At 57.9% G+C, this 18,123-nt stretch carries 19 protein-coding genes; 10 read left to right on the plus strand and 9 right to left on the minus strand.

Features of this window, described 5'->3' with window-relative positions; genetic code table 11:
• Positions 1-109 precede the first annotated feature (109 nt).
• The 7 genes from FIV05_RS23685 (at position 110) to FIV05_RS23715 (ending at position 5,534) form a co-directional block, all read left to right on the plus strand.
• A complete protein-coding gene (locus FIV05_RS23685) occupies positions 110-583 on the plus strand; it encodes a hypothetical protein (protein ID WP_152511205.1) in 474 nt (157 codons plus the stop codon).
• The gene (locus FIV05_RS23690; protein WP_152511206.1) at positions 567-857 is read left to right on the plus strand and encodes a hypothetical protein; all 291 of its coding nucleotides are present in this window, start codon (positions 567-569) and stop codon (positions 855-857) included. Before FIV05_RS23685 ends, FIV05_RS23690 begins: the two co-directional genes overlap by 17 nt.
• Positions 857-1,084: a hypothetical protein gene (locus FIV05_RS23695; protein ID WP_152511207.1), complete on the plus strand. Its 228-nt coding sequence runs from the start codon at positions 857-859 to the stop codon at positions 1,082-1,084. The genes FIV05_RS23690 and FIV05_RS23695 overlap by 1 nt, the downstream gene beginning before the upstream one ends.
• Positions 1,066-1,254, plus strand: a complete 189-nt coding sequence (locus FIV05_RS23700; RefSeq protein WP_152511208.1) for a hypothetical protein — start codon at positions 1,066-1,068, stop codon at positions 1,252-1,254. The genes FIV05_RS23695 and FIV05_RS23700 overlap by 19 nt, the downstream gene beginning before the upstream one ends.
• A gap of 255 nt (positions 1,255-1,509) precedes the next feature.
• Positions 1,510-2,796, plus strand: coding sequence for a tyrosine-type recombinase/integrase (locus tag FIV05_RS23705; RefSeq protein ID WP_152511209.1), 1,287 nt, complete (start codon positions 1,510-1,512; stop codon positions 2,794-2,796).
• Positions 2,797-3,078: 282 nt separating this feature from the next.
• Complete coding sequence (locus tag FIV05_RS23710) at positions 3,079-3,552, plus strand: hypothetical protein (RefSeq protein ID WP_152511210.1); 474 nt, start codon at positions 3,079-3,081, stop codon at positions 3,550-3,552.
• A 125-nt stretch (positions 3,553-3,677) separates the two neighbouring features.
• Complete coding sequence (locus tag FIV05_RS23715) at positions 3,678-5,534, plus strand: tetratricopeptide repeat protein (protein ID WP_152511211.1); 1,857 nt, start codon at positions 3,678-3,680, stop codon at positions 5,532-5,534.
• Positions 5,535-5,606: 72 nt separating this feature from the next.
• On the opposite strand, the gene FIV05_RS23720 is transcribed toward FIV05_RS23715, so the two are convergent.
• From FIV05_RS23720 to FIV05_RS23745, 6 genes are all read right to left on the minus strand, one after another.
• Positions 5,607-6,509 carry a class I SAM-dependent methyltransferase gene (locus FIV05_RS23720; RefSeq protein WP_152511212.1) on the minus strand — a complete coding sequence of 301 codons (903 nt, stop codon included), beginning with the start codon at positions 6,507-6,509 and terminating at the stop codon, positions 5,607-5,609.
• Positions 6,510-6,625: 116 nt separating this feature from the next.
• Positions 6,626-7,807, minus strand: a complete 1,182-nt coding sequence (locus tag FIV05_RS23725; RefSeq protein WP_152511213.1) for an acylneuraminate cytidylyltransferase — start codon at positions 7,805-7,807, stop codon at positions 6,626-6,628.
• 31 nt (positions 7,808-7,838) lie between these two features.
• The gene (locus tag FIV05_RS23730) at positions 7,839-8,588 is read right to left on the minus strand and encodes a class I SAM-dependent methyltransferase (RefSeq protein WP_075281515.1); all 750 of its coding nucleotides are present in this window, start codon (positions 8,586-8,588) and stop codon (positions 7,839-7,841) included.
• Positions 8,589-8,652: 64 nt separating this feature from the next.
• Positions 8,653-9,516 carry an N-acetylneuraminate synthase family protein gene (locus FIV05_RS23735; RefSeq protein WP_023003886.1) on the minus strand — a complete coding sequence of 288 codons (864 nt, stop codon included), beginning with the start codon at positions 9,514-9,516 and terminating at the stop codon, positions 8,653-8,655.
• A 244-nt stretch (positions 9,517-9,760) separates the two neighbouring features.
• Positions 9,761-10,573 carry a ferredoxin--NADP reductase gene (locus tag FIV05_RS23740; RefSeq protein ID WP_023003885.1) on the minus strand — a complete coding sequence of 271 codons (813 nt, stop codon included), beginning with the start codon at positions 10,571-10,573 and terminating at the stop codon, positions 9,761-9,763.
• 213 nt (positions 10,574-10,786) lie between these two features.
• Complete coding sequence (locus FIV05_RS23745; protein WP_152511214.1) at positions 10,787-11,227, minus strand: hypothetical protein; 441 nt, start codon at positions 11,225-11,227, stop codon at positions 10,787-10,789.
• A gap of 106 nt (positions 11,228-11,333) precedes the next feature.
• On the opposite strand from FIV05_RS23745, the gene FIV05_RS23750 reads away from it, so the two are divergent.
• A complete protein-coding gene (locus FIV05_RS23750; protein ID WP_152511215.1) occupies positions 11,334-12,179 on the plus strand; it encodes a LysR family transcriptional regulator in 846 nt (281 codons plus the stop codon).
• Positions 12,180-12,296: 117 nt separating this feature from the next.
• Positions 12,297-13,331, plus strand: a complete 1,035-nt coding sequence (locus tag FIV05_RS23755) for a GlxA family transcriptional regulator (protein ID WP_023003882.1) — start codon at positions 12,297-12,299, stop codon at positions 13,329-13,331.
• 264 nt (positions 13,332-13,595) lie between these two features.
• Here FIV05_RS23755 and FIV05_RS23760 read toward each other — a convergent pair whose 3' ends face one another.
• Both FIV05_RS23760 and FIV05_RS23765 read right to left on the minus strand, forming a co-directional pair.
• Positions 13,596-14,363, minus strand: coding sequence for a sulfite exporter TauE/SafE family protein (locus tag FIV05_RS23760; protein ID WP_152511216.1), 768 nt, complete (start codon positions 14,361-14,363; stop codon positions 13,596-13,598).
• A 37-nt stretch (positions 14,364-14,400) separates the two neighbouring features.
• A complete protein-coding gene (locus FIV05_RS23765) occupies positions 14,401-15,207 on the minus strand; it encodes a transporter substrate-binding domain-containing protein (protein WP_173013928.1) in 807 nt (268 codons plus the stop codon).
• Between the two features lie 211 nt (positions 15,208-15,418).
• Here FIV05_RS23765 and FIV05_RS23770 point away from each other — a divergent pair, with 211 nt between their 5' ends.
• Entirely contained in the window at positions 15,419-16,636 is a 1,218-nt protein-coding gene (locus FIV05_RS23770) for a crosslink repair DNA glycosylase YcaQ family protein (protein ID WP_152511218.1), read from the plus strand.
• A 67-nt stretch (positions 16,637-16,703) separates the two neighbouring features.
• Here the strand turns inward: FIV05_RS23770 and FIV05_RS23775 are convergent, their stop codons facing one another.
• Positions 16,704-18,110, minus strand: coding sequence for a nicotinate phosphoribosyltransferase (locus tag FIV05_RS23775; protein WP_152511219.1), 1,407 nt, complete (start codon positions 18,108-18,110; stop codon positions 16,704-16,706).
• Between the last annotated feature and the right edge of the window lie 13 nt (positions 18,111-18,123).

Here is an 18,123-nt window from a genome sequence, read left to right on the forward strand (position 1 = left end):
CCATTTTCCGCCGGTTGAACCGGCATCTAAAACACAATCTGTCCGGGCGCGCATTTCTGCAAGGCCTCGGGTAGCGTTTCCAACCGTGATTCAATCAGGAGACGCAATCATGACTGCAAGCATCCAGAACAGCTGGTCGGCCTTCAAGGTTCTTAAGAACGGCCTGAAGTGGTTTCGCGAGGCAACGCACGAAACCCCGGAATATCGGGTCTGGATGCTGGAAACGCTGGTCGACAGCATTCAGAAGTGCCTTGCCAGCCTGGAAGCGCAGATCCGGTTTTACCAGTCGGCCAAGGGCGTCGGCCGGGCCTACTGGATTGTGCAGCCGGACGGCACGGAAGAGCACGTCAGCGGCCAGCAGCTGCAGACGCTTGTGCTTGAGCTTCCGAACGCAGACCTGGACGCCGTCATTCACGGCAAGCCGGAAGCCCTTGCCGCCGTCGCCGCGGCGCTTGCCGTGGCCGGACACAGCACCCACGGCCCGGCCAACCTTCACGACATCGCAGCCGTGCGCGGCGAAAGCGCTTTCCACAGTGCCAAGGCCCCGCCCACAGGAGAAAGCACCGATGGAAAGCCTGATTGATACCCTGCGCGCCGCCGCCCCCTATCTTCTGTTTTCGGTCATCGCCCTGTCGTTGCTGTTCTGGGTTCTTGCCGTACTCGCATGTCGCAATGCCCATTCCGAGCATCAGGGTGAATTCGGCGACTGGCCGGATGACAGCGCCGCAAGTTCCAAAGCTCCCCTGCCCGTTTCTGAAGTGGTCCAATCGGTCACGGAACGGGCCATCTACGGCCTCGCCCTGAGTATCCTTGTGGGCGAGGCCCTTTTTGCCGCGAACATGAAGGGGCTGCTTTGATGTCTTTCCTTCCCCAGCCCGATCCGCTCACCCGCAGCCGCGCGATCGTGACGAACGCGATCGATGCGCTGGACCGGGAAGTCATCCGCCTGAAGGCGGACAAGCAGGCTGACGTGGCAGCCCACGTCGAAGCCACCATGAACGCGCTCAAGAATGCCTATGACATTCGCCTGAAGGAGCGTGGCAACCGCGAAGGAAAGGAAAGACCGTGCAAAACCCCATCATGAAATATTTCGAGTTCAAGCATCTGCCGGAACATCTGCAGGCGGTCAGCCGGCCGTTTGGTGAACTGGCCGAACAGATGAATGCCGACCTGCCGGACGGCCCCGAAAAGTCTGCCGGACTGCGCAAGCTGCTGGAAGCCAAGGACTGCATGGTCCGCGCTGCCCTCGGCTGATCGAAACCACGCCGCCCCATCGGCACCGGCCCGGCGAACCGCAAAGCGGCGCCGGGCACCTGAAACGGAAACCAGGACCATGACCAGCCATCAAAAGCTTGACCAGAGTCTGCCGATTTACTTCAATGCTGAGGAAGTGGCAGAACGCTTGCGCAAGTCAAAGCGCTGGCTGGAAGGCGTTCTCGCTGAAGACAAACGGCGCCGCCCCTCCGAACAACTGTTTCAGTTTCATCTTCGCCATGGGAGAACGAAAGTTTGGACGCCGGAAGCACTGACAAAACTGCAGGCAGCAGTGGCAAGGGAAAGCGAGCCGGGCGGCGCGCTCGCGGGCTCGCCCCGGTCGACCGTGAAGGCATATGGCACTGTCACGGTACCGTCAGGGCTGGCGGACGCTCAATCCGCATTAGAACAAGTCTTGGCCTTCCAGTCGGACGGACGTCGGAAGACGCAGCCCTTGCCGAATGCCGGCGGATCGAAAGCGAAATCATCGCCGAAGCGACAGGCCAAAGAACGCCGGGTGCTTACGTTTCCGTCGCAGCTGCAGACTACCTAACACGCCCGCGCGAACGCCCGCTCGGCAAAACTACAATCGACATCGTCAAGGAAATCGTCGCAGCCTTCGGCCTGCGCCGGCTTAACGAGATCGCCGAAGAGGACTGGCACCGCCTTGTCGACCGGCGTCAAAAAGGCAATGCGCCGGCCACCCGCGAGCGCTATCTGAATGCCCTTCTCGGCTTCCTGAAGTTCTGCCAGGGCAAGCGCCACCGGCTGGAACAGTTGCCCGACTTCCACCGCGACAAGAAAGCCCGCAACCCGAACCGCCGCGCCCGCCGCCGCGTCCAGGAACTGCGTCCGGATCTGATTGCCAGGCTGCTGAATGCCGCGCATATCACCTTGCGCGCGCAGATGGCCGTCGAGTGGTCGACGGGCGCCCGTGTGTCGTCAGTCCTGCACGGTTGCCGGATCTGCGACCTGATCCTGGCCGAGGGCCGCGAGCAGATCACATTCCACGACACCAAGAACGGCAACCCCGTCAACGCCGCCCTACACCCGAGCGCGGCCGCGATCCTGCGCGAGTATGTGGCTTGGCGCGGCAGGCTTCACGAGCGCGAGGCGCCGCTCTTCCTGACACCCAAGCGCAGACCCTACAAGGACAACGGCCGGGCATGGGGCACGCAGAACAAGAAGGGCTTTAACGGCGCCAAGGAACGCGCTGCGCAAACCCTTCTGGACGACGCAGCGATCGAGGCCGGCAAGATCCGCGACGGGGCAAAGCGCGAGGCGTTCCTGAAGGCGGCTGAGGCCGACGCGCAGCTACTCTTGACCGTGACGCAGCACTGGTTCCGCCACATGCTGGCAAGCCGCATGCTGCGCATGGGCGACCTCAGATCCGCAATGGATCAGGGCGGATGGCTCGACGTGAAATCCGTCATCCCCTACGCCCACGACGTGCCGGATTACCGCCGGTCGGTCGTGTCAAACTTCGACGATTTCGGCAAGTTTCTGACACAGGAAGAAAGTGAAAAGGAGGCAAATACCTGAAAATGAAAAGGAATCTTGAGCGCGCCCCTTCCCTTCACACGGGAGGGGTCACTGGTTCAATCCCAGTATCGCCCACCATTTTCCTTTGTTTACATCCAGATCCGGTCGCCGCAATTTTCACTACTTTGCCGTGATCCGATTCACCACAATTGCAACTCTTGCCAGAAATCTGGGCAAATATCCCTGAAAACCAGCCCTGCAAAAGGTGAGCGTGTATATTGGTCAGATCCGTTCCGTTGAGCGGATCCTGATGATCGGGCGAACCGGAAGTGATCCGGTTTCGTGCTGCCCGCCAGCAAAGCCCTGGCTCCGGCACTGGGCATGGATGACATGTTTCGCTCTGCGACCAACAAAGCTGCGGCAATTCTCCTGTTATTTGCGGTCCTTGCGCCCGCAACGGTCGCTCGCGCGCAGTCCTCGCAGAACATCCAACTGCCATCTGCCCCCCTGCTCACCGACGAGCAACAGCGGCTCAATCAATCGCTTCTGCAGCAGCAGATGTTGATTCTGGAGCTCGAGCGACAACGACTGGCACAGGAAAGGCGTGAACTGGAAGAAGCGCAGCGCGTTCAGCAATTGCGTGAAGAAAGAGTTCGCCTTTTACAACTTGAAAGACAACGCCGGCTGGGCCTGCCGCAAAACAGGTCCTACTATCAGCGCCAGCAATACCAGCGCGAAGACTACCGGCCGCAGCGGGGGCAGCCGCAACAATACCAACGCCAGCAATTCCAGTCACAGCAGTTCCGCCGGCAATGAGCTCTATCGAGCAAGAAATTCAGCTTCAATCCCCAAGGTAATCCGGACAGTTTGGCTTGTCGGCCTGCCTTTGAGACCCCTTCCTGCTATTGTTCTTCAAGTGATTCCCGAAGAGCAGATAGAAGATGGCCACGCAAACCGCTCCAAATCCTTTACGCGAAAAGCTCGTCAAGGGGCTGTCCTATCACCAGTCCGGTGAGATCGAAAAGGCGCAGCGGTGCTACAAGCTGGTCCTGAAAAAGGCGCCGACCAATCCGGATGCGCTCAATCTGCTGGGCGTGACCTACAGGCAATTGGGATCTCCCAAAAAGGCCGTTGAATACATCCAGAAGGCGATTGCCCAGAACCCGAACCAGGCATCGTTCTATGCCAACCTCGCCCGAGCGATGATGGACATCGGAACGGATTCGGAAAGCATGCTCGCCGTTTCGGAAAAAGCCCTGTCGCTCAACCCGAAGGAGCGCGAGGCACTCAACATCAAGGCAATCGCGCTGACCGGACTGCAACGGGTTGAAGAAGCGGAGACGATCTTCAAGAGCCTGCTTGTCTCCAATCCGAACCATGGTGAAGTCTACACGAACTATGGCCTGCTTCTGCGCAAGAACAACCGATTTGAAGAAGCGCTCACCTTCTTCAAACGCGCGGAAATACTCGCACCGGACAACGTCGAGAACTGCATCGAACAGGCCCGTTGCCGCCTTGAACTGAAACAGTTCGACGCCTCGCTCGAGGCGATCGACAAGGCCCTGGAGCGCTTCAAGGACAACCCGCTCCTGCTCCACGAAAAGGCCCGTGTCCTGTTCTCGATCTCCAGGGCACACGAGGGCCTGAAATACGCCGAAGAGGCCGTCAGAGGCACGCCGGGCAACTATCACTGCAAGGTTACGCTCGGGGTTCACTACCTCATGCTCGGCCGCGGACAGGACAGCATCGACATTCTGCAGAAGGCAAAGGAGGAAGCGCCTGGCGGCGTGATTTCCGGCCTCGACTGGAACCTGTCGCTCGCCTATCTGTCGATGGGCAACCTCGAAACGGGTTGGGACATTCACGCGGCCCGCTTTGAAGACAAGAAAGCAACCTCCCAACGACGTGAGTTTCCAAAGCCGGAATGGGAAGGCGAGGATATCTCGGACAAGACGGTGCTGCTTTGGGGCGACCAGGGACTTGGTGACGCGCTCAAGTGCGGCACGATGTTTCTCGATATCCAGGCGCGAGCGAAAAAGCTCATTCTCGAAGTGTCGGCGAAGTCGGTTCCCTTCTTCCAGAATTCGTTTCCGGAGATCCTTGTCAGGCCCGGCACACCAAAGGACGACCAGGCCCCGGAGGATGCGGATTACGACATAACGGCCAACATGGTCGATCTTGCACGCTATTTCCGGCGGGATATCGAGAGCTTCAAGAAGGCCCCCTACCCAGTTTACAAATTCAACCAGGAAAAGGCCCGCGAATATCTCGGCAGGCTGCCGGACGCCGACAAGAAACCGATTATCGGCGTCTCCTGGCGCTCACGGAACCTGGAGAAATACCGCGCGCGCTACTACCTGTCCGCGCCTGATTTTGCACCGATCCTTGATGCTGAAGACGCGATCTACGTCAATCTTCAGTATATGGCCCTGCAAAAGGAGCTCGACTTCCTGGTGGCCCGCTCGGAAGGCAAGTTCACCTATTTCCCGGACGTCGATCTCTTCAACGACCTGATAGCGGCCGCTGACCTGACCGCCATTTGCGATGTTGTGGTTTCGGCAAACACCAGTGTTGCGGACATGGCGGGAATTCTGGGCGTTCCCTGCGTACGCTTCGGCCCGGTGGAACCCGCCCTGTTGCTCGGCCAGGCCAATCCGCCCTGGTATCCAAGCATGAAGTACATCTACATCGACGAGACGCATCCGACGGTGGAGATGGTACCGCAGGTCATTCAGGTCATGCGTGAAGAACTGGCAGCCGGTTATCCTGGCAAACGGAACGAACGGTTGGGCCTGTAGAAAGCTTTGCAGGCGCTGCCAGTGAGCCTGCGGCAAAGCAGTGCGATCATTCGTTGAGCTGGCCGCCCTGCCTTAGCGAGCCTTTCTGGCAATCGCAACAAGCGTATCGGTCGCGTCGATCTTGCGGAGCGCGGCCTCGTAAGCCGACCTGAGTTCCGATGTTTCCAATGCGGACAGGCTTGACTTGTGGCCACCGGGCTTGCCGTTGGCAAGCCATCCGAGATGGTTGGAAAGCGGATACCGCTGCACCCCTTCAGTCACGACATCCGCAAAGCCGGCAGCGACAAGCAGGCGCCTCAGGCTTTCGCGTGTGTGGAGAATAAGGTGCTGGCTCCAGAGGGTGAAATTCTTGAAAGCTTCGTTCTGAAGATTGGACAGCAGGAAATCGGAAGCATGCGGAACCTCGACAACGAGTGTTCCGGTGTCCGTCAGCAGTGCTCGCAAGTCTCGCAAGGTTGAAAGCGGATCGGGAAGATGCTCCAGCACATGAAAGGCAAAGACCGCATCCTGCGTTGCCGGAGCGATCTGGTTTGGATTGTCCACGCAGCGATAGCCATCGGCAACCAGCGCCTCAATGTAGCCCCTGTGTAGCTCGATCCCCGTGACATCGGCACCCCGACTGGCCGCCTCTCTCAGGAAAAGCCCCTTCCAGCATCCAAACTCGGTAACCGTCTTGCCCGTATAAAATTGCTTGTAGGCATCCAGACGCCGGTACTGATCCTGCTGGTATTCGTAGTCCCAGTCGATGCGCTTGTAGAAGTCATCCTTGCGGTGTTCAGCCCCTTCGTAGGTCTCGTCACCGACATAGTAATCATTGATGTAGACAACACCTGAAACCGTGTCGCGATAGACGGTCAACCCCTCCTTGTCGCGGGTTCGGGGTGCAAAAACACTCTGGGTTTCAAGGGACGCAAGGCCGAGCTGCTGCAGTGTATCGAACACCGAAACGTTCTTTTGCAGTGGGTCTACGGCCATATTTCACCTTCTCAGTCGCAAGGTGCCCGGGGAGCGAAGACATTTGCAGATTGCACGTATCGCGATCCCCGAACCCAAATTCTTCCATGTCACCACCTGGAGTGATGCCAGTCCTGTCAGTTGGCAATCATGCCCCGTGCGATCAGCAGCTCGGAGACTTCATTCAGCACACCGGCACCACCGGCACTTTCCAGAACCACCGTTGCCGTTGCCTTCACTTCAGCCGGCGCATTGCGCGGCGCGATGCTCAGACCGCAAGCCTTCATGCAGTCGAGATCCGCAATGTCTGCGCCGATATAGGCAATCTCGGACCACTCCAGCCCCTTTTTGGTGCGCCAGTCCGAAAGGGTTTCCATCTTGTCGAACAGATGATGCTTGTAATCCATGGCAAGCTTGCGGGCGCGCTGGACAGCGAGACTGTCCTCTTCCCGATCCAGCATCAGCAGCATCATGCCGCGGCCAAGCAGACGGTCGAGACCGATTTCGTCATATCGGTTGCATACGATCGATTCCGTGCCGTCTCGATTGACGAAAACCGTATTATCCGTATGCACACCGGCAAAGGCGGTCACCACCGCCCGCAAGGGCTGGGTCTCAGTCTCGGTCAGGAAGCCGGTGAAGGGTTCTGACCGGATGAAAGCCTCGGCCATGTCCCAGTCCTGCGAAGTGTCGATCTCGATCCAGGTCGAATCCACCGGAACCAGGATCGTCTTTCCGCAGTAACGGTTGCCCGCTTCCAGGAATTCGGGAACACGCATTGCGTAAACGGCACCGTTTTCCCTGTATCTTGCAGAGATATCCTGCCGGCGAACGCGTTGTTTGCTCGGATCATGGTTGAGACCGACGCCTTCGCCGCCAGGGCCGACTTCCCAGTAGAAGCCATGGTCATCGACCACCGAGATCGCGCTGGTCGCATTCTTGGCCAGCAGCGCTTCCACAACATGGTCGACATGATGTGCCTGCGTGAAAGGGGCCGTACACTGCAGGAAAACCAGAATGTCCGGCGGTTCGCTGACAAGGCTTGGCTCGTTCTGCAGAAGATGGATCAACGCGGATTCCGAGCTCGCGGTCGGTCCCGAAAGTTCGGTCGGGCGCAAAACGGATTTGGCGCCGTATTTCTCACCGACTGTCAGAATTTCCGCTGAATCGCTCGAGACGAATACTTCGGACACGAAACGCGACCCGCGTGCGGCACGCACGGTCCGGCCGACAAGCGGAATGCCGTTCAAGGGCCGGATGTTTTTGCCCGGAAGACCGACGGAACCGCCTCTGGCAGGAATGGCCGCTACTATTTTCATTTTCTGCTCAACCACCTCGGGGAAGCTGGGGTCACTCTGGTTTGCGCGCGAACACGGTTACGAAAGATCCCCAGAACGCCGGCGACACATCCGCGTCGGCCCGTACCATGCTGTCGAACGTTTCGCGCGTGGCAAAACGCGTTCCGAAATAGGGATATTCGACCATTTCGATGCGGAATCCCGTGTCACGCAGCAGCCTGACAAGAGAATCGTCAGAGAACAGGCTCACATGAGTTGGGTCATGCAGCAACCGGAAACGATCACCGTAGACCCGGGCGGCCGCTGAAGCGAAATTCGGCGTACCACAAATGAAGTCACCACCCGGTTTCAGGATTTCGAAGATCGTTTCAACAAAGGGGATCGGCTCGTCGACATGCTCGATGACATGGTTGGCGGTCACCACATCGAACGTGCTTGAAGGAAACGTCCCCTTCTCCAGAACACCGTGCCGAAGCTCGGCCGAACACCATTGGCGAGCGACCTCTACCGCCTTCTCGGAAGGATCCAGGCCGAAACACTCGTTTTTGCCCGTGAGCTGCTCAAGCAATTCGCCAAGGCCGAAGCCGATATCAAGCACTCGTCCCGGCGACCGTGCGTTGACGTAGTCCGCGATGTAGCGAACATCTTCCTTGCGCTGATCACGCTCGGCTTCAATGTCCCTGACCTTGCCGTCCGGATCCGTCTTTGCTTCCCAATAGTCCTGCGGGAGCGGCCGGGCTGGATAAGCCACGTAGTAGCTCTCCCCCCGGTAAAGATTCAGGCAGCGGTCAATGATGGACATAAATGGCTCTTGAACAAAAAAAGGGCCGACCGGTTCCGGTCAGCCCACCAATACCTCAATTGTCTCACGCCGCCTGCAGCGTGACTTTCCGGCGAAGCTTTTCCGCGATCGGCTTCTCGTCTTCATAGAAGCGCAGAACCCCGTCACCCCGGACCACTTCCACCCGGCGCACCTGCGAAACCAGCTCAGCGACTTCCGGCATTTCAAGCGACGCCTTCTGGTCGGAACCCCAGTCCGAGCGATCCAGCGTGACATGCCGTTCAATGGAACACGCACCAAGAGCGGCGGCACAGACACTTGGCAGGATACCTTCTTCGTGACCGGAAAAACCGATCTTCAGATGGGGGAAAGCGTCCTTCAGGGTCGAAATGCCGAGCAGATTGATCTCGTCATCGCGCGTCGGATAGGTGGAGGTGCAGTGGTACAGGCAGGCGATCTCGCCGCCGGAGCGCTCGATCACGTCAACGAAGCTCTTGACCATTGCCATGTCGCTCATGCCGGTGGAAACCAGCAAGGGCCGGCCACTGCGAGCGCAATACTCCAGAAAATCCCGATCGGTCACCATCGCGGAAGCGACCTTGATATAGGGCGTGTCGTAGTCCAGCAGGAAATCGACGGAGCCTTCGTCCCATGGCGAGGCAAACCAGTCGATGCCCAGTTCTTTCGACAGCTTGTCGATGCGGTCGTAGTCGGCCTTGCCGAATTCCAGACCGCGCTTCAGATCGCCGTTCGTTGCGCCGAAGACGTTTTCACGGGGACGTGCCAGTTCTTCAGCGGAATAGACGACGTCGATCGTACGCTTTTGAAACTTGACTGCGTCGCACCCGGCCTCCTTCGACTTGCGGATCATTTCGAGGGCCTGGTCGATATCGCCATTATGGTTGATACCGATTTCGGCAATCACATAGGTTCGACTGTCGGAGATCATGGCTCAGTACCTTGATGTTTGGCCTGCAGCGTTCAAGTGGCCCTGCTGACTTGCCATTTTTAAGACAGATTCTTGCCACTGCAGGCAATGTCTGTCCACCCGCGAACCCCATATTAGGGTGTATCGACCCTGCTTTCTTTGGAAAACCCAAAATAGATCATTAATAAAGCTGCGGGGGCACGTGTTAAACACGCGCCCCCGGCCAAAGATCTAAGCATTAATAACAGATTAAGCCGTTGCCGACTCAGCCGACAAACGCACGCTCGACAACGAACTCTGCCGGCTTGTTGTTTGCACCTTCGGTGAGGCCTGCTTCTTCCAGAAGCGCCTTGGTGTCCTTCAACATGTCCATGGAACCGCAGATCATGCCGCGGTCAACGGCGGGATCGAGCGGCGGCACGCCGAGGTCTTCGAACAGTTTGCCGGACTTGATCAGATCGGTGATACGGCCCTGACGCGGAAAGTCTTCCCGGGTCACGGAGGTGTAATGGACCAGCTTGTCCTTTGCGAACTCACCGATCAGCGGATCGTTGATGGTTTCCTGCACAAGGTCCTCGCCGTATTTCAGCTCGGAAACTTCGCGGCAGGTATGGGTCAGGATCACCTGGTCGAATTTTTCGTAGGTGTCCGGGTCACGGATCAGGCTCGCAAACGGTGCGATGCCGGTTCCGGTGGAGAACATGTAGACGCGCTTGCCGGGGATGAGCGCATCGTTCACCAGCGTACCGGTCGGTTTCTTCTTCATCAGCACGGCATCACCCGGCTGGATCTTCTGAAGATGAGACGTCAGCGGGCCGTCCGGAACCTTGATGGAGAAAAACTCGAGCTCTTCGTCCCATGCCGGGCTGGCGATGGAATAAGCGCGGTACAGCGGCTTGCCGTCGATCATCAGACCGATCATCACGAATTCCCCGGACCGAAAGCGGAAGCTCGCCGGGCGTGTCATGCGAAAGCGGAACAGGCGGTCCGTGTAATGCTGGACGGATTTCACTTCCTCGACGAAAGCGCCAGCCGGGGCGGCAGCTTCGAGGTCGGCGGGTTTGGCAAGTACGTTCATGTCAATCTTGGTCCGTATGTCAGCGCTCGTATTAGATTGTGCCTCATGTAGCACTAGTCCAGCCTTGACTTGAAGCAACTGCGATCCACTAAACGCACTTAGTTCAAAAAAATCATTCTAAAAATGTTCAAGATTCCAGCCTGCAGGCATTCGCAGGCCTTTCCTGACAGGCCATCCGGCGATGCCGGACGGCCACGCCACTTGCATTATTCGTCAGCGTCTTTCTTCAATTGTCGTCACGGTTTCCCGAAAGAAATCGAGCTTGCCGTTGTCTTCGTGGCTGAGGATATAGGTGATGCTTTCGCATTCGCAGTTCCTGACGGGATAGAAGAACCTTTGCTCGAAGCGGGTCAGGAACCATCCCTGCCCCAATGCCTGGGAAGCGAGAGCAAGAATATGTGTTCCCCTTGGAAAAACGTCCTGTGCAAGGCGTTGTAGGACACCAGCCATTTCCTCCAGCCCGGAGGCCACCTGCCAGGCAACGTCGGTTTCATCGCGGTAGTGGTCGATACGGAAGTCCAACTGTTCCGACAGTTCGCCGAAGAGTTCCGGTGACCCTTTTTCAAAAAGATCAAGCACACGATGAATGGCGATCCGTTCGGTTCGAGGCAGCGGAAAGGTTTCTGACGGAGACAGGGGTATTGCGGAATTCATTCGGGAGTTCCTTCGGTACGGCGTTGCAATTGACCGACCGAGTTTTGCCCTCAGCTTGTTTCGCAGTATACTCCTATGCTTTCTATCATTAATATAGGCAACTCCTATGCTTGAAGTGACCCCGCTTCGCTATTTCGTCAGCGCCTTCGAATTGGGAACGATCAGCGCAGCAGCGATGGGACACGGTATTTCCCAACCGTCCTTGTCCCAGGCCCTGCAAAAACTTGAAGACGCGATTGGAACGTCGCTATTTGTCCGTTCCCGCACCGGGTTACGCCCGACACCGGCTGGCTGCGATTTGTATCACCATGCCCAGTCTATCCTGCGGGCTGTCGGAGACGCCGAGAACCGCTTTCTGAAAGAGCCCCCGCTTCGCCTGAGCCTCTATACGGCGCCCGATATTCTGCTTCCAGCGTTTCAGGGGGCGTTCCATGCCCTGCGGACCACTTATCCGACACTGGAGATGCGTTTCGAGCAGGCAGCGGCGGACGCGGAACTTTCTCTGGTCGACAAGGCCTGTGCCCCCAGGAGCCACAAGTACAGGGAACTCTACAGCGAGCCTTATGTACTTGCCGTTGCAAGGTCTCATCCGCTGGCAGGGCGCAACAGGATTTCCATGAACGACCTTCAGTCCGTTTCCCTGATCTCCCGCAGGTATTGCCCGAATTATGATGCACTGCTGGCTGAATTCGCGCTGGCGGGCCTGCCGTTGAACGTTTCAGCTGAAGCGGTCAACGATCAGCAGGTACTGGAATTGGCCGGATTAGGCTTTGGTGCCGCCATCCTTCCCGCCGGTCATTTGAAGATGAAGGATACTTTGACAGGTGTCCCGCTCGACCATGAAGGCCTGGAGCGGCGCAGCGTCGGCATCGCGGTGAAAAAGACAGCATTTGCCGATGAAATGTTCCGCACCTGGATGACGGGCTGGGCAACGTTGCCAATTCGTTTGTGACATTTACGAGAATATCAGGTCTGCAAGCGTTTTTTATTTGACAGATAAATACAAACTGCAAAACTTGCTGAAAGCCAAAGACAAATGGCAATAATACCTTCCATAGAGGCACAGTAAATGTCCGGACGCGCGCACGATGAATCAGGCCAGAAGATAGCATTCGTGCTCATGGAGCGATTTTCCATGAACGCTTTCGCCAGCGTTATCGAACCTGTCAGAATAGCAAATCGCCTTTTGGGAAGAGAGTACTACCAATGGACAACTTATTCGCTTGACGGGAATCCCGTCACGGCGAGCAACGGCTGCGAAGTCGCGGTCAAAAAATCTATTCGCGACCTGCACGATGCCGACATTACACTTTTGTGCACCGGCATCGACGTCGAGCGCCTGCCGCTGGACACGGAACTCGGCAACAAGCTGCGCCGTCTGAACGCAATGGGCCGCACCTTTGGCGCCATCTGCACCGGTGCCTATCTGCTTGCCCGGTATCATCTTCTCGACGGTCGTCGCTGCACCATCCATTGGGAAAACCTGAGATCCCTGCGGGAAGAATTTCCGGATGTCGAAGTAACGTCCGATATCTTTGCGATCGACCGCAACTGTATCACCTGTGCCGGCGGCATGGCGTCACTCGACATGATGCTGCGCCTGATTGCGATCCAGCATGGTGCCTATCTTGCCCATGAAGTTGCCGAAGTCGCTCTTTACCAGAACATGCGCTCCGGCGAATCTGCACAGCGCCATGACATCGAGGCCCGGACCGGCATTTCGAATGCCAAGATCCTCGACGCGATCCGGATCATGGATTTGCATATCGAGGACCCGCTGAGCTGCCAGCAACTTGCGATGACGGTCAACCTGTCGCCGCGCCAGCTGGAGCGCCTGTTCCGGCGTCATTTCAACTGCACGCCCGGCCAGTACTACTTGCGCCTGCGCCTTGAGACCGCGCGCGACCTGTTGCGCCGGACCAGCCGCCCGGTGCTGGATGTCGCTTTGGCCTGCGGCTTTGCCTCCACCTCGCATTTCACCAAATGCTACCGCGAGCGCTTCTTGTGCACACCGACGGAGGAACGACAGTCCTACCAGTGGGCCAACACCAAGACGACATCCGGGGTCGGCACCGCCACCCCCATGCGGCTGATCGCCAAGTAAGACGCGACCTGAAAAACCAGTTCTCGAACGCCGCGGTCTTCGCGGCGTTTTTTTGTAGCCCGCCATGGTCATCCCGGATGTAGCGCAGCAGAGATTCGGGATTGGTGAACCAAGGTCTGGGGAAGCAAGCCGAAGAAGACAGCGAACACAACGTTGCCTCTGTCCCGGCTCGCGCTTCGCTTGGCCGGAATGACAAGGAAAAGGCAAGTCCTTGGCTGCGCCCCCAAGCGCCACGATTTCCCGCCACGAATTCTGCCGGAAAAGCTAGAGCAAACGCCAGAGACCGAGTGGAATGAGGTAAAGGCCAAGGGCGAGGATGGCTGCCAGCACGAGCCGGCGGAAACCGGCCTCCGACACTTTCTTGCGCGTGCGCTGTCCAAACCAGACGCCGGACAGGGCCGGTACAACCAGCGCAGCAGAGGCCACGGCTTCCTGGCCGCCCATCAGTCCGAAACCGCCAAGCGAAATGCCGAGCGCCGTCGTCGACAGCAGGAACAGGAGACCCATTGCCTGGATAAGTTCGTCTCGTGTGAGCCCCAGCGCCTGCAGATACATGACACCGGGCACCGTGTAGGACCCCGTCAGCCCCGACAGGACACCGTTGACCAGCCCGACAATCACTCCAACCGCGACGACTCGGTTTTCCGGAATTTGCAGCACCAGCCCTGCAAGCATCGGCACCGCGTAGGAAACCATCAGTATCCCCAGAAGCAGATCGGCGGCACCTTCCGGCAACTGGGTGAGGATGAAGGTTCCGGCGGCGAGCATCACCACGGCTGACACCAGAAACGGCCAGAGACGGGGCAAGAGAACGCGCAGGTGACCACCGGACAGGCTTTGCCAGAGGTTGGTCAGGAATGCCGGCCAGAGGATAAGAACCATCGCCTTTTCGACACCGACAAAAACAGTCATCAGGCCAAGCCCGATTGTCGGCAATCCGAAACCCACAAGCCCCTTGATGAACCCTGCGCTCAGAAACACCAGCACGGCAATCAGTATCAGTCCCGGACCGGCTACGCCTAAATCCGTCACGCCTTCACCTGTTGCTGCATGGGGTCTCTTGCTTCTTCTATCCGTCGCCCGTGGGCAGAGTGTAGCCTTCGATCAGCTTGTTCAGCTCACCGGATTCACGGCGACGCTGCAGTTCCTCGTCAAAGGTCTGCAGCATTCTTATACACGGTGTCGCGCGTGAGAACAGGAAATGAACCGTGTTGACAGCCGCAGACCACGGCAGGACTTCGACCTTTCCTTCGACCCCGGCTTCCTTGATCATCATCTCGCCGTCCCGGCGGGCAATGACCAGATAGTCGGCCTTATCCTCCGCCAGCAGGTACATGTTGGTCTTGAAGTCGTCGAAGGGTTGCCGATCGATGGACAGTTTGGCAGCCGCATAGGTCTCGAATTCTTCGCCAAACGATGCCCCGAACGGTGCAACGCCCCTCAGCCCCGCAAGGTCTTCAAGCGATGCAGGGCGGATATCGAGGCTGGAGCGGACAAAGACACCGACATCTTCGTGCATGACCGGCAGACTGACGCCGAATTTGGCGAGCCTTTCGTCAGTCAGATAAGCGCCCGCCAGGACGTCGATCTGCCCATGCTCAAGCAATGTCAAAAGCCGTTTCCACGGCAGATCCGGCCCCATGACCAAAGGCAAATCCAATGCTGAAAAGATTTCAATTGCCAGGTCAGGAAACACACCGTTGAGACCGACATCGGCTTCCTGGCGCATGGAAACCGGGTACCAGACACTAGAACCGTTCAATTTGACGGAGGAACAGTCATTCGTGTCGGCACGGGCTGCAGAGGCCAACGTCAAAGCCAGGCAAGCAAGACCCGAAACCAGTATTCTTTTTCTGAAATGATTGAAAACACTCATCTTATACCGCTCAAACAAAGCCATGAATGAAGTCAGACAAATCAGTGAAACTTCTTTTGACTAATCGGTCAATCAAAAAACACGTTTTACGTGTGCATGCGTTGTATTTGCAGGTTCATTTTGACAACGGCATCTGTCGCTCTTGCAAAAATTTACAATAAGATCCCTGCGGTCATTTTCTTTGAACCCTGGAAGGTGCTAGCCTTGCCGCATGAGTGCCCCCTCCGTGCCCCGGCTGCCGAATCGTATCGCTCGGCACCTCTTCCTCGAAAGACACGGCCTTGCATCCGCTCCCAAGGGAAGCGGAAAAGGCGATGATCTTGCTGCGGTCATAGACCAGATCGGCTTCGTGCAGCTCGACAGCATCAACACTGTCGCCCGCGCGCACCACATGATCCTGGCTGCCCGGCGACCAGCCTACAAGGAAAAGAACCTCAAGCTTCTTGCCGAACGTGACCGGCATCTTTTCGAGCATTGGACGCACGATGCGTCGGTCATACCGACAGAGTTCTTCCGGCATTGGCGCCTGCGATTCAGCCGAGACAAGGAAAACCTCATCAACAGGTGGCGCAACTGGCACCAGAACGAGTTCGAACGGAAATTCGACGAGATTCTGAACAGGATCAGCGACCATGGTCCGGTCACGTCGGCATCTGTCGGTGAAGACGAGCAACGCAGCAATGGCGGCTGGTGGGAGTGGCACCCCTCGAAGGCAGCATTGGAGTTCCTGTGGCGTACCGGCGAATTGTCGGTAACCGGCCGGAACGGGTTTCAGAAAGTCTACGACCTGACGGAACGGGTCATTCCGGCGCAACATCTCAATGCTGCGCATGACCTTGAAGAAACGACAGAATGGGCAGCCCGCTCCGCGCTCGACAGGCTGGGCTTTGCGACCTCCGGCGAGATTGCTGCCTTCTGGGACCTGATCACGCCACAGGAAGCCAAGGACTGGTGCACGGCAGCAAAGGCTGCGGGCACGATTTCCGAAATTGAAGTTGAGTGTGTCGATGGATCCTGGCGGAAGGTGTTCGCCTATCCGGAAACGCTGGATACGCTTTCCGAGCTTCCCGAACCGCCTTCGCGGGTGCGGATCCTGTCGCCGTTCGATCCTGCACTTCGCGACCGCAAAAGGGCTGAGCGCCTGTTCGGATTCTACTACCGGATCGAGATCTTCGTGCCTGAGCCGAAACGCCAATACGGTTACTACGTCTTCCCTGTCATGGAAGGCGACCGTTTGATCGGCCGCATCGACATGAAGGCACTCAGGAGCGAGAATAGGCTTCATGTGCGGGCCTACTGGCCGGAACAAGGCATCAGAGCCTCAAAGGGCCGAGAGGCCAAACTACAGGCGGAGCTGGAACGCACCGCCCGCTTTGCCGGCGTTTCCGACATCACCTACGAACCGGATTGGCAACGGACGGCCCTTTAGCGCCGTCCGCACCGCTGTTTACGGTGCTGGCCGGTCTTCCGGCCAACACCATGGGTCAATCATGAGGTCAGCTCGCCACCCTTTCCAACAGGTGCTTACGGGCCAGACCACGAACCTCTTCGAAAGTCCAGTCCTTCACCAGCACGCCATTGCGGTAGACCGTCTGCAACTGATCGGTTCTGCCGCCAACCGCTTCGAGACGAACCGCGCTCAGCACTCCGTTTCCCAGGACCGTCGCCTGCCGACCGGCCTTGGAGGCCTTGCCGGGATCGGTCGCCGGGTTCTTTGAGACATCGCGCCAGGTACCATCAGCGGTTTTCATCGCATTTGCCTTCATGGCAAAGCGCATCGTGTCCCGGTTGACCTGCTGCAACAGTCCCCCGCCCATTCCGACGGCGATGTTGTCGACCGACCAATTGCGACGCACCAGCTCTTCCACCAGTTGCCTGATTGTGTCGAGCTTCATGCCGTCACCCTGAATAACACGAACCGACGGATGCAATACACGCGCACCCTTGCTGTTTTCCGAGCCGCCGTAGTGCTGCCAAAGGGTTTCCATAACCTTCAACGGCATTTCGACAGGGTCGCCGGAATCCGGGCGGATGACGACCGTTGCCCCCGATTTCAGCACCTCGTCCTTCAACCGGCCGCACCACAGGTTCTCGACAGCATTGCCGAGATCGTAGCTGTCTGAAACGACCGCCACCAGTGCATTGGGACGGCCAAACTGCACCAGCATGTTCCGGTACGCGTCAACTTCCCGCTCACGGCCCCAACTCGTCATGGTCGAGTGTTCAGCTGCCGGGATCGAAAAGCCTGCCACATCCGCGCCGTACCAGGTCATGGCCGCTTCCAGAGCTTCCATGGTGTCGGTGCCGGCAAAGTTGACCAGATGGGCCATGCCGCCAAGAGCGGCGCTTTCAGCAGAAGATACACCGCGCGCGCCAAAATCGTGCAGCTTGAACGGGATCTGACTGTCCGGATCATCGGACGTGTCCAGAAGACCGCGATACAGGATCTCCTTGCACTTGAAAGACAACGTCGCAACCGTCGACGGGTACCAGACCGACCGCAACAAGGCGGTTTCGACCCAGGTCGTCAGCCAGGGCATGCGCTCGTCGGTGTTTTCCACCTGAACCAGCGGCACACCACTCGGTGCCAGTGTTCCTTCCGGCAGCGCCTTGATCTCCAGCGGAAGCAGGCCACCGTGATCTGTCAGGATCTGTTCCCAACCTTCCCGGTTGAAGGGAACGCCATGGGCGGTGCAGATCCGGTCAGCCGCCTCGATGTCCGATGCCGTGATCGGCTTGAGAAGCACGTCCTTCAGGTAGGTTTGCAGCCCGAAGAACAGGACGCTGTCCGAAAACGGATTTGGCCTTGCTTCCAGGTAAGCGGAAATCCTGCGGGCCTCGGGCGGATATTGCTTGAAGTGCGACTGCTTGTAGCTGTCGGTCGCCAGAAGTGGATTTGTCATTGTGAACTCCTCA

Source organism: Labrenzia sp. THAF191a (assembly GCF_009363335.1).
Lineage (GTDB): Bacteria > Pseudomonadota > Alphaproteobacteria > Rhizobiales > Stappiaceae > Roseibium > Roseibium algicola.

What these genes read in the sequence shown, in the direction of transcription:
- FIV05_RS23685 (WP_152511205.1), top strand. Translation starts at nt 110, where the DNA reads ATGACTGCAAGCATCCAGAACAGCTGGTCGGCCTTCAAGGTTCTTAAG.
- FIV05_RS23690 (WP_152511206.1), top strand. Translation starts at nt 567, where the DNA reads ATGGAAAGCCTGATTGATACCCTGCGCGCCGCCGCCCCCTATCTTCTG.
- FIV05_RS23695 (WP_152511207.1), top strand. Translation starts at nt 857, where the DNA reads ATGTCTTTCCTTCCCCAGCCCGATCCGCTCACCCGCAGCCGCGCGATC.
- FIV05_RS23715 (WP_152511211.1), top strand. Translation starts at nt 3,678, where the DNA reads ATGGCCACGCAAACCGCTCCAAATCCTTTACGCGAAAAGCTCGTCAAG.
- FIV05_RS23720 (WP_152511212.1), bottom strand. Translation starts at nt 6,509, where the DNA reads ATGGCCGTAGACCCACTGCAAAAGAACGTTTCGGTGTTCGATACACTG.
- FIV05_RS23725 (WP_152511213.1), bottom strand. Translation starts at nt 7,807, where the DNA reads ATGAAAATAGTAGCGGCCATTCCTGCCAGAGGCGGTTCCGTCGGTCTT.
- FIV05_RS23730 (WP_075281515.1), bottom strand. Translation starts at nt 8,588, where the DNA reads ATGTCCATCATTGACCGCTGCCTGAATCTTTACCGGGGGGAGAGCTAC.
- FIV05_RS23735 (WP_023003886.1), bottom strand. Translation starts at nt 9,516, where the DNA reads ATGATCTCCGACAGTCGAACCTATGTGATTGCCGAAATCGGTATCAAC.
- FIV05_RS23740 (WP_023003885.1), bottom strand. Translation starts at nt 10,573, where the DNA reads ATGAACGTACTTGCCAAACCCGCCGACCTCGAAGCTGCCGCCCCGGCT.
- FIV05_RS23745 (WP_152511214.1), bottom strand. Translation starts at nt 11,227, where the DNA reads ATGAATTCCGCAATACCCCTGTCTCCGTCAGAAACCTTTCCGCTGCCT.
- FIV05_RS23750 (WP_152511215.1), top strand. Translation starts at nt 11,334, where the DNA reads ATGCTTGAAGTGACCCCGCTTCGCTATTTCGTCAGCGCCTTCGAATTG.
- FIV05_RS23755 (WP_023003882.1), top strand. Translation starts at nt 12,297, where the DNA reads ATGTCCGGACGCGCGCACGATGAATCAGGCCAGAAGATAGCATTCGTG.
- FIV05_RS23765 (WP_173013928.1), bottom strand. Translation starts at nt 15,207, where the DNA reads ATGAGTGTTTTCAATCATTTCAGAAAAAGAATACTGGTTTCGGGTCTT.
- FIV05_RS23770 (WP_152511218.1), top strand. Translation starts at nt 15,419, where the DNA reads ATGAGTGCCCCCTCCGTGCCCCGGCTGCCGAATCGTATCGCTCGGCAC.
- FIV05_RS23775 (WP_152511219.1), bottom strand. Translation starts at nt 18,110, where the DNA reads ATGACAAATCCACTTCTGGCGACCGACAGCTACAAGCAGTCGCACTTC.